The following is a 9,060-nucleotide window of genomic DNA, read 5'->3' as shown; positions in this document are numbered from 1 at the left end:
GACCGGGATGGACGTACCGCTGGTGCACCAGTTGTTCCGCCAGGAGCATGGCTGGGTAGCTACGTACGGACGGGATAAGCGCTGAAAGCATCTAAGCGTGAAGCCCCCCTCAAGATGAGATTTCCCAATTAGTAAGACCCCTTGAAGACGACGAGGTAGATAGGTTGGAGGTGGAAGTGCAGCAATGCATGGAGCTGACCAATACTAATCGGTCGAGGGCTTATCCTAAATGACCCACCAAAGTGAAGAGCAGCTTCGCAGCTGATTCCAAGTACTTTGGCGGGGCCCGGAACAAAAACCGGGAAATGCTACGGAAATTAAAACGCAAAACGTTTCGTATCTAGTTTTCAGGGAGTCAAAACAACTTTTTGAAGCTCAAGTGGTTTCGAAAGGCAAGTATGACTTTCGGCATTTGGCGATGCCGATTCCTGTACATATCGTATTGAAATTCAATCGTCAATCAAGATGAAGCGAATTTCACAAACGATTTTGAAGCTGCGATGTTGCAGCGAAAAATCCCGTTTGGTGGCGATGGCGGAGGGGTTCCACGCGTACCCATCCCGAACACGACCGTTAAGCCCTCCAGCGCCGATGGTACTTGGACCGAAGGGTCCTGGGAGAGTAGGACGCTGCCAAGCGGAAACCACATCCTTTGTGGTTATTTTTTTGCGAAACGTTCCCCGATAGCTCAGTCGGTAGAGCACTCGACTGTTAATCGAGTTGTCACAGGTTCGAGTCCTGTTCGGGGAGTTCAATTCCAATAAAATGTTTGAAAGCTGAAAGCAATCATCATTATTGGATAAGACGCGGAGAGGTGTCCGAGCTGGCCGAAGGAGCACGATTGGAAATCGTGTAGGCGTCACAAGCGTCTCGAGGGTTCGAATCCCTCTCTCTCCGCCAGCATTTCAAACTTTACATATTAAGGCCCGTTGGTCAAGGGGTTAAGACACCTCCCTTTCACGGAGGTAACAGGGGTTCGAATCCCCTACGGGTCACCATTATTTTCCCATGATTGGGACGAGAACCTAGTTGGGTTCATAGAAAATTTAAGGAGACTTAGCTCAGCTGGGAGAGCATCTGCCTTACAAGCAGAGGGTCGGGGGTTCGATCCCCTCAGTCTCCACCATTATTCCTCAAAGCGAAAAGCTTTCAGGATTCATAAAGGCCTGGAACCGTGGTGTAGAGGCCTAACATGCCTGCCTGTCACGCAGGAGATCGCGGGTTCGAATCCCGTCGGTTCCGCCATCATTATTGTTCTCTAGGATCATCTTACTCAATCATTGCGCCGGTGTAGCTCAATTGGTAGAGCAACTGACTTGTAATCAGTAGGTTGGGGGTTCAAGTCCTCTCGCCGGCACCAGAATTGCATATGGCGGTCGTGGCGAAGGGGTTAACGCACCGGATTGTGGCTCCGGCATTCGTGGGTTCAAGTCCCATCGATCGCCCCATTTATTCTAAGCTATTGGGGATTAGCCAAGCGGTAAGGCAACGGACTTTGACTCCGTCATGCATAGGTTCGAATCCTATATCCCCAGCCATTTTACTCAAGGCAATTACGAGCCATTAGCTCAGTTGGTAGAGCACCTGACTTTTAATCAGGGTGTCGAAGGTTCGAGTCCTTCATGGCTCACCAGTTTTTCAATTGCGCGTGTGGCGGAATTGGCAGACGCACTAGACTTAGGATCTAGCGTCTTCGACGTGGGGGTTCAAGTCCCTCCACGCGCACCATGAATATGCGGACGTGGCTCAGCGGTAGAGCATCGCCTTGCCAAGGCGAGGGTCGCGGGTTCGATTCCCGTCGTCCGCTCCATTTAACTGTTTACCTTCTTTTCGGGATGTAGCTCAGCTTGGTAGAGCACCTGGTTTGGGACCAGGGGGTCGCATGTTCGAATCGTGTCATCCCGATCTCTTTCTTTTTTTCACGCGGGTGTAGTTCAATGGTAGAACTCCAGCCTTCCAAGCTGGTAGCGTGGGTTCGATTCCCATCACCCGCTCCATATAGATTTAAAACAAACACGCCGAAAGGCGTTTTTTTGTTATATAGCAGTCCATTCAGGTTCCTCCGGTTTTTGGATATTTCCTGGTGCAACCGCCGCCTCAAAAAATGATGATCGGAATAAGCATATAAAAAGGAAGGGTATGATTTTCAAAAAGAGAACGGCCTGGCCCGAGAAATCCTGCGGATAGTAAGCGGTTTGCACAAAAAGGAGGTCATCCGAATGAAAAAAGTGTGGATCGATGCCGGACATGGCGGCAAAGATTCGGGGGCTACCGGTAATGGATTGCAGGAAAAGGATGTTGTTCTTGCGCTAGCATTAGTCATTAAAAAGCGTTTGGATTCGGAATATGAGGATGTACAGGCGTTGTTATCCCGAAGCACGGACGTGTTTGTCGAGCTGAAGGACCGAACCGGCCAGGCTAATGCCGCGGGCGCAGATCTTCTGATTAGCGTTCATTGCAATGCGGGAGGCGGCTCGGGCGGTTTTGAATCTTATCGTTATACGTCGGCATCGGCAGCGACGGTGAAGCTCCAAAACCTGCTCCATACGGAGATCATGGCTGGTTTGAAACCTTTTGGCGTCGCGGATCGAGGGCAAAAGACCGGGAACCTGCACATGTGCCGCGAGAGCCGGATGCCGGCCGTTTTGACGGAAAACTTATTCATCGATGTCGCGTCCGATGCCGCCAAGCTTAAACAGCCGGCCGTGATGGAGGCGATCGTAAGCGGGCATGTCCTCGGAATCGCAAAATATTTGGGGCTGAAAAAGAAAGAGGCTCCCGCTCCGGACGGCCCCGAAGTAACCGTAATCGCCAATGGCAAAACGCTGAGCGGCGCCAAGCTGGAGGATGGGGTAGTCACGGTGCCTCTGCGTGCGATTGCCGAAGCCTTAGGGGCGAACCTTACGTGGGACAATCAGACGAAAACGGCTACCATTACAAATAAATCATAAGTTTAATGCCTCGAATATAAAAAAGGGCCGCTTTCAAAGCGCCCTTTTTTGCTTCTGAGCATATCCTGCCCCAATGCTATTCTGTCTCATAACATTAACCTTGTTCTAACCCGTTTTTTTCACGAATTGCTTTTGTTTGACCATGCCTTTGGCGGACAGCTGGTACACCGTGACGTCATAAACCTCGGTATGTCTTGCCGCATTCGGATCCCGGTCAGGGTTCCATTTTAGATTTTCCCGCTCGATCTCCACCTGGATGGTGTTGGCCGAAAGAAATGTCGCATTGACGCCTACGCCGCCAAACGATTTTCTAAGAAAAACCTTTCCGTTCTTGTGCACCCCGACCACCTGGACCATGCTTCCGCCGGTAGCGCCCGACAGATACAGCAAAAACGTGTCTCCGCCGGATGCAACGGTAAATTGAACGGCGCCGCCCGTGTTGATCCAGGATTCGTCGGCTTCGCGCCATACTTTTTTTCCGTTCAGCTTGATGACCGGCAGGAATCCCAAGCCGTCCACGTTTTCTTTGTCAACGACGAGCCCGTTCAAAAGCTTCATGGGAAGCTTGGAGGCGTCCATGCCCAAATAAAGCTTGGGATACGTTTTGGCCGCAGGCGGGTTCGATTTTGCCGAAACGCTGGCAGCAGGCAGCAGCAGGCAAAATATCAATACAATAGATAAGAGCTTTTTCATCCGTGTTTCTCCATCCTTCTCACTATGTAGTCGTTCATGAACCTCAACCCCAAATTATACCATACGCGTCCATCATTCATCTACCAAATATCATCAATTGAACACAGGGTAAAAATATGAATATTGACAGATCATAGGAAACGGGGGAATATCAGAGTGAAAAGAATCATAGATTCATCATTAAAACATAGATTCATATCCTTGGGGAGGCTGCGATGAAAAACAAAGTGAAAGTCGGCGTAATCGGTCTCGGTGCCCGCGGCATGGGATTATTGACGGGCGTTATTTTGCATATGGACGACGTCGAGGTCGTGGCGGTTTGCGACAAATACGAGGACCGCGGCGAAGCTGCAGCGAAAGCGGTTGCAGAGAAGGGGGGCGCACGTCCTTTCGTGACGCGGGATTACCGGGACGTGATGGCGCTTGGCGATATCGACGCGGTCGTCATCGGCGCTTCGTGGGCCGACCATATCGATATTGCGGTGGCCGCGATGGAAGCCGGCATTTATGCGGCATGCGAGGTAGGCGGGGCTTATTCCGTCCAGGAATGCTGGAAGCTTGTCGAGGCCTACGAACGCACACGGGTGCCCTGCATGATCATGGAAAACTGCTGCTACGGCCGGGACGAAATGATGGTGCTCAACATGGTGAAGCAGGGCGTGCTGGGCGACATCGTACATTGCGCCGGCGGCTACCATCACGATCTGCGAAGCGAAATTGCTTTTGGAAAAGAAAACCGCCATTACCGCTTGAACAATTACATCCATCGCAACTGCGAAAACTATCCTACGCATGAAATCGGGCCGATCGCCCGCATTCTGAACATCAACCACGGGAATCGCATGGTTTCGCTGGTATCGATGGCTTCCAAGGCAAAAGGCATGCAGGAGTATGTCCGCAAGGAAAAAAGCGATGATGCCGAGCTGATGCAAACGGAATTCCTGCAGGGCGATATCGTGACGACCGTCATTAAATGCGCGCATGGCGAAACGATCACGATTACGCTCGATACGACGCTGCCGCGTTATTATTCCCGGGGATTCACCGTCCGCGGTACGAAAGGCATGTACATGGAGGACAACCATTCGATTTATTTGGACGGCATGCATGACGACTTCCATATGGGCTGGAAACCGCAGTGGGGCAACGTGGAGCAGTTCCGGGAACAATACGAGCACCCGGTATGGAAAAAATATATCGAAGAAGGCGTCAAAGGCGGCCATGACGGCATGGACTGGCTTGTGTTCAAAGATTTTTTCGAAAGCGTGAAACAAGGGACCGAGACGCCGCTGGACGTATACGACATGGCCGCTTGGATGTGCATCTCCGCTTTGTCCGAAGAATCGATCGCTTTGGGAGGACATCCGGTGGCGATTCCGGACTTCACCAACGGCAAATGGATGAATCGTTAATCCCCGGCACAACGAATAACAAAATGCAAGGCTGTCGATTGCCTCAATCGGACGGCCTTTTTTCGTGTTCAGGTTTATTCCCGGCAACATGAACCGTGAACGTTAGCTGAGAATACTTTTATTCCTTCCTTGGCAGAATAAAACCTATCCATATTCCACGAAAAAGGGGAAATTCGAGATGGCAAACGTAAACACGGCTATAATTTATTACAGCTCCGGCGGCACCAACTACCAGCTAGCGCAATGGGCTGCTGAAGGCGCAAAACAAGCGGGTTCCGAGGTCAAAGTGCTGAAAGTGGCCGAAACGGCGCCGCAATCGGCGATCGATTCCAATCCGGCCTGGAAAGCAAACCAGGAAGCGACGCAGCATATTCCGGAAGCCAGCCTGGCCGACCTGGAATGGGCGGACGCGATCATTTTCAGCATCCCTACCCGTTTTGGCAACTTGCCGGTGCAAATGAAACAATTTCTGGACTTGACCGGCGGGCTCTGGTTCCACGGCAAGCTGGTGAACAAGGTCGTCAGCGCCATGGCTTCGGCGCAAAACCCGCATGGCGGCCAGGAAGAAACGATCCTTTCCTTGTACACGAGCATGTACCACTGGGGAGCGATCATCGCGGCGCCGGGATATACCGATCCATCGCTTTTTGCGGCAGGCGGCAATCCTTACGGCACATCGGTTACGGTCGGCCAGGACGGAAAAATGATCGAAGACGTCAAGGAAGCCGTGATGCATCAGGCAAAACGCACCGTAACCGTCGCCGATTGGGTGAAAACGGGTTTGGGCAAACAGTAATCCGAAACGCCGGATTCTTCGGTTTCCCCGAAAATCCGCAGCAAAAAGGCCGGAACTTGGGATTACAAATCTCAAGGCCAGCCTTTTTGTCATGTCGGAGCTCAGTTAAGAGACTCTCATTATTGCACTTTTACGACGAGGGCATTGCTGATGAGGCGTCCGGGCGTGGTCAAATATTTGCCGTTGTAATACAGGCCGCTGGATGCGCCGCCGTCCAAATTCATCGCTTGGTAAGCGCCCGCTTGGCGCATGATTTCCGCGAGCTGCGGAATCGTCGCCCCGCCCGTCGTCAGCAAGATCAATTTATGGTCCTTGGTGATGCCGAGTGCGCTGCGTGACCCGCCGCCCGTCAGTATCTTCGGATCTTTGAACCCTTCCTGCTTCACGTTCAGCGACACTTTGCCGTTAAGCAGCAGGCGCGGGCCGGCCTGAAGTCCTCCCTCGATGCGCCCTTGGTCGTAAGCCGTCTTAAAAGACAAACCGGAAATCAAGCTTGGAAGCTGGTTTTTGTCGTAAGCAAAAATGACCCGCTTGTCGCCCGGGCTTGCCATCTTAATGTCGCCTTTGCTTAAAATGTAGCCGTAGGGGGCTTTGTAGCTGCCATTGGTGTAAGCGTCAAAAAAGGTGCCGTTGATCGCGACGGCCGCGTCGCTGCGTTTGGCGATGCTGGAGAGCGCTTCGACCTTGCCCGGCGTATTGCCCGCCAGCACCACGTCCAAATGAACGTTGGGATTCATCAGGTCGACGGTAACCATCTGCGCGGCGATGGAACGGGAGCCGATTTTAAAAGTCTTCTTTTCGCTTACGACCGGCTTGGCTTCGGCTTTGCCGTTATTGCGGATGACGACGGGCAGAACTTCCGACGAGCCGTTTGCGGCGATGGTGACGGCATTGCTGTCTTTCAGCCAGGCAAGCTTGTAGCCTAGCTCTTGGCTTACGAGCTGTGCAGGCACGTAGACGACCCCGTTGTCCCTGTACGGCGCATCCTGAAGGGAAACGGAGCGGCCATTGACGTCAGCTGTTTTTTGACCAAGGGTCATCGCTATTTTCGTGGAGCTGTGCGTGATTTCAAGCCGTTTTGCGGCGTCGTTCCACAGGATCTGATTCCCGTCAAAACCGTTAAGGAAACGGACGGGCAAAAAAGAATGGCTGGTTTTCGCATCCATGACGACGACGTTCCGCGGCGGCGCCGATGCCAGCGCGGCTGGCATCATGCAGATGAATGCGAGCAGCAAAAACGCGATTGATCTTTTGAACATATGTGCTGTAATCCCCTTTTGTATGATCTATCCTGCATGTGTAATATCGGAATAATCATGCTTTTGTTGAATAGGGGATAGGACATTGTTTCTTTTAGCCGGAGGTTATTCCGCTACCCGTACGTAAAAGCGTTCTCCATGCCTGTCCACGACGACGGGCGATTCGAAAAATCCGCTCAGGTTTTCCGCCGTCAAAATGTCTTCCGTTTTGCCGCTGCCGACCGCTTCTCCGCGTCTCATGAGCAGCACATGGCTGAATGCAGGCAAAATCTCCTCCGTATGATGCGTCACATAAATCAAGGTCGGGGCGTTCGGCTGGCGCACGAGCTCCGCAATGCTTTCGAGCAGGCGCTCCCGCGAAAAAATATCCAGCCCGTTGCAAGGCTCATCCAAGATCAAAATGCGGGGGTCCGCCATCAGCGCGCGGGCGATGAGCAGCTTCTGCTTTTCGCCCTGGGAGCAGGTCCGGTATTCGCGGTCCCATAAATGCCCGCAGCTAAGCGTCTCCATCAGTTCGCGGGCCCGCTCGAAATCTTCGTCGCTCGTTTTATCGTACAGGCCGATCGTGGCGTGTTTGCCGCTGATCACGATATGCTGCGTGCGGTCCGAAGCGTACAGCCGCTCTTGGAACGAATTGCTGACCCAGCCGATCGATTTGCGCAATTCGCGCAGGTCGACTTCGCCGAACAGATGGCCAAGGACACGCACCGAACCCTCCGAAGGCCAGATATAGCCGTTGACGATATTAAGCAGCGTCGTTTTTCCCGAACCGTTCAGGCCAAGCAGCGCCCAATGCTCCCCCGGTTTGACCTGCCAGCTGACATCCTTCATGAGCGTATGCTGCCCGCTTCTCCAAGTAATGTTTTGAATATCGATGATCATGTTCGTATCTCCTCTCTCCAGTCCTGATTAGAAATGTCGTTCTCCACATGTTAAAACAAATCCGCGCGCTGTCAATACCGCCGCCCGGCCCGGCAAAGGCGGGAAGCGGCCGGCATTAACGGATTTCCCTTCATCTTACCCGGGTTATGGAGGCGTTGTCGCCGCGATAATTGCTGGCCTTGAAAGCTTTTTTTGCTATAATGTCAACAGGTGAAGCGATGATGGAGATGAGTATTCGAACAGAACGGATCGAGCTTTTTAAGGGCGCCGACCGGTTTTCGAACCGGTCCCACCGCCACGGGCATTGGTATCAGGTGACCGTTCCGGTTCAAGGCGTATGCCATGTTACGATGGAAAATAAACCTTACCGGCTGAACGGGGGCGAGGGATTGGTCCAGCATCCGGGAACGGAGCATTTTTTGCGGCTTGATGCGGATTCCAGCGTGATCATCATCAAAATCCGCGAGGATGCGCTGGGGCTCGAGCAGGCCTCCGGCAGTCTGCCGGAATTTGCGGTCCGTCAGCGGATGTATCCGGGGGAGCTGTCCCGCCTGTTCCGGCATTGGACGTCGGAGCTGATGTTCGGCGATGCGCCGGACTCGCTTGTGGCCCAGGAGACGGAAATCCAGGTGCTCCATTATTGGCGGACAACGCTGAACGGCTCGAATCCGGACAGCGGGCTTGGAAGCAAGGTTCGCGATGTGCATATCCATCAGGTGCTCGAATATATGCACGCTTATTATGCGGAAGCCGTTTCGGTCGATGACCTGGCCGCCGTCGCGAGGCAAAGCCGGTTTCATTTCATCCGGAACTTTCGCGAATGCACGGGCGTTACCCCGTACCAGTATCTGCTGATGCTGAGGGTGGACAAAGCTAAGCAGCTGCTCAAAAGCTCTGCCGATTCGGTGGCGGACATCAGCTGCAGCCTCGGCTTTTCCTGCACGAGCCAGTTCCACAGGGCATTCCGGAAATTCGCCGGCATGACGCCGGGCGAGTTCAGGCAAAGCTGAAGCCGGGAAGGAAATACGGCGGAGAAGAAGTGCTTGAAAACGGGCAGCGGCTCGTTT

Annotated in this window: 7 protein-coding genes, 13 tRNA genes and 2 rRNA genes; 19 read left to right on the top strand and 3 right to left on the bottom strand. The window is 53.0% G+C overall.

From position 1 onward, the window contains the following. From AC27KL_RS14505 to AC27KL_RS14430, 16 genes are all read left to right on the top strand, one after another. Positions 1-228: ribosomal RNA gene (locus tag AC27KL_RS14505) — 23S ribosomal RNA — on the top strand; the annotation flags it as partial. Positions 229-521: 293 nt separating this feature from the next. Beyond that, positions 522-638: ribosomal RNA gene (rrf, locus tag AC27KL_RS14500) — 5S ribosomal RNA — on the top strand. Positions 639-677: 39 nt separating this feature from the next. Then, positions 678-750 (top strand) — tRNA-Asn (locus AC27KL_RS14495). A gap of 58 nt (positions 751-808) precedes the next feature. Then, positions 809-900: transfer RNA gene (locus AC27KL_RS14490), tRNA-Ser, on the top strand. Between the two features lie 23 nt (positions 901-923). Further along, positions 924-998 (top strand) — tRNA-Glu (locus AC27KL_RS14485). A gap of 52 nt (positions 999-1,050) precedes the next feature. After that, a tRNA-Val gene (locus AC27KL_RS14480) sits at positions 1,051-1,126 on the top strand. 42 nt (positions 1,127-1,168) lie between these two features. Beyond that, positions 1,169-1,245: transfer RNA gene (locus AC27KL_RS14475), tRNA-Asp, on the top strand. 39 nt (positions 1,246-1,284) lie between these two features. Further along, positions 1,285-1,360, top strand: a tRNA-Thr gene (locus AC27KL_RS14470). Between the two features lie 12 nt (positions 1,361-1,372). After that, positions 1,373-1,448 (top strand) — tRNA-His (locus AC27KL_RS14465). Between the two features lie 15 nt (positions 1,449-1,463). Further along, a tRNA-Gln gene (locus AC27KL_RS14460) sits at positions 1,464-1,538 on the top strand. Between the two features lie 19 nt (positions 1,539-1,557). After that, a tRNA-Lys gene (locus tag AC27KL_RS14455) sits at positions 1,558-1,633 on the top strand. An 11-nt stretch (positions 1,634-1,644) separates the two neighbouring features. Beyond that, a tRNA-Leu gene (locus AC27KL_RS14450) sits at positions 1,645-1,728 on the top strand. 7 nt (positions 1,729-1,735) lie between these two features. After that, a tRNA-Gly gene (locus AC27KL_RS14445) sits at positions 1,736-1,810 on the top strand. 21 nt (positions 1,811-1,831) lie between these two features. Then, positions 1,832-1,905: transfer RNA gene (locus AC27KL_RS14440), tRNA-Pro, on the top strand. An 18-nt stretch (positions 1,906-1,923) separates the two neighbouring features. Beyond that, positions 1,924-1,997 (top strand) — tRNA-Gly (locus AC27KL_RS14435). Positions 1,998-2,219: 222 nt separating this feature from the next. Continuing rightward, positions 2,220-2,951, top strand: coding sequence for an N-acetylmuramoyl-L-alanine amidase (locus AC27KL_RS14430; protein ID WP_487170134.1), 732 nt, complete (start codon positions 2,220-2,222; stop codon positions 2,949-2,951). A gap of 105 nt (positions 2,952-3,056) precedes the next feature. On the opposite strand, the gene AC27KL_RS14425 is transcribed toward AC27KL_RS14430, so the two are convergent. Beyond that, the gene (locus AC27KL_RS14425; protein WP_487170133.1) at positions 3,057-3,644 is read right to left on the bottom strand and encodes a hypothetical protein; all 588 of its coding nucleotides are present in this window, start codon (positions 3,642-3,644) and stop codon (positions 3,057-3,059) included. 215 nt (positions 3,645-3,859) lie between these two features. Here AC27KL_RS14425 and AC27KL_RS14420 point away from each other — a divergent pair, with 215 nt between their 5' ends. Beyond that, the gene (locus tag AC27KL_RS14420; RefSeq protein WP_487170132.1) at positions 3,860-5,056 is read left to right on the top strand and encodes a Gfo/Idh/MocA family protein; all 1,197 of its coding nucleotides are present in this window, start codon (positions 3,860-3,862) and stop codon (positions 5,054-5,056) included. A gap of 178 nt (positions 5,057-5,234) precedes the next feature. Next, the gene (wrbA, locus tag AC27KL_RS14415) at positions 5,235-5,852 is read left to right on the top strand and encodes an NAD(P)H:quinone oxidoreductase (RefSeq protein ID WP_487170131.1); all 618 of its coding nucleotides are present in this window, start codon (positions 5,235-5,237) and stop codon (positions 5,850-5,852) included. A 119-nt stretch (positions 5,853-5,971) separates the two neighbouring features. Here wrbA and AC27KL_RS14410 read toward each other — a convergent pair whose 3' ends face one another. Next, entirely contained in the window at positions 5,972-7,111 is a 1,140-nt protein-coding gene (locus tag AC27KL_RS14410; protein ID WP_487170130.1) for a phosphodiester glycosidase family protein, read from the bottom strand. 105 nt (positions 7,112-7,216) lie between these two features. Further along, on the bottom strand, positions 7,217-7,993 hold the full coding sequence (locus AC27KL_RS14405; protein ID WP_036712242.1) for an ABC transporter ATP-binding protein: 777 nt from the start codon (positions 7,991-7,993) through the stop codon (positions 7,217-7,219). Positions 7,994-8,220: 227 nt separating this feature from the next. Between AC27KL_RS14405 and AC27KL_RS14400 the strand changes: the two genes are divergently transcribed. After that, positions 8,221-9,003: a helix-turn-helix domain-containing protein gene (locus AC27KL_RS14400; RefSeq protein WP_487170129.1), complete on the top strand. Its 783-nt coding sequence runs from the start codon at positions 8,221-8,223 to the stop codon at positions 9,001-9,003. The last annotated feature ends 57 nt before the right edge of the window (positions 9,004-9,060 follow it).

The sequence above is a fragment of the Paenibacillus sp. YAE3 genome, assembly GCF_057546105.1.
Note: the sequence above shows the minus strand (reverse complement) of the source record. Positions and strands in the feature narration are given on the sequence as shown.

Excerpts from the sequence above, each read along its gene's own strand:
- AC27KL_RS14430 (WP_487170134.1), top strand. The coding sequence starts at position 2,220 with ATGAAAAAAGTGTGGATCGATGCCGGACATGGCGGCAAAGATTCGGGG.
- AC27KL_RS14425 (WP_487170133.1), bottom strand. The coding sequence starts at position 3,644 with ATGAAAAAGCTCTTATCTATTGTATTGATATTTTGCCTGCTGCTGCCT.
- AC27KL_RS14420 (WP_487170132.1), top strand. The coding sequence starts at position 3,860 with ATGAAAAACAAAGTGAAAGTCGGCGTAATCGGTCTCGGTGCCCGCGGC.
- wrbA (WP_487170131.1), top strand. The coding sequence starts at position 5,235 with ATGGCAAACGTAAACACGGCTATAATTTATTACAGCTCCGGCGGCACC.
- AC27KL_RS14410 (WP_487170130.1), bottom strand. The coding sequence starts at position 7,111 with ATGTTCAAAAGATCAATCGCGTTTTTGCTGCTCGCATTCATCTGCATG.
- AC27KL_RS14405 (WP_036712242.1), bottom strand. The coding sequence starts at position 7,993 with ATGATCATCGATATTCAAAACATTACTTGGAGAAGCGGGCAGCATACG.
- AC27KL_RS14400 (WP_487170129.1), top strand. The coding sequence starts at position 8,221 with ATGAGTATTCGAACAGAACGGATCGAGCTTTTTAAGGGCGCCGACCGG.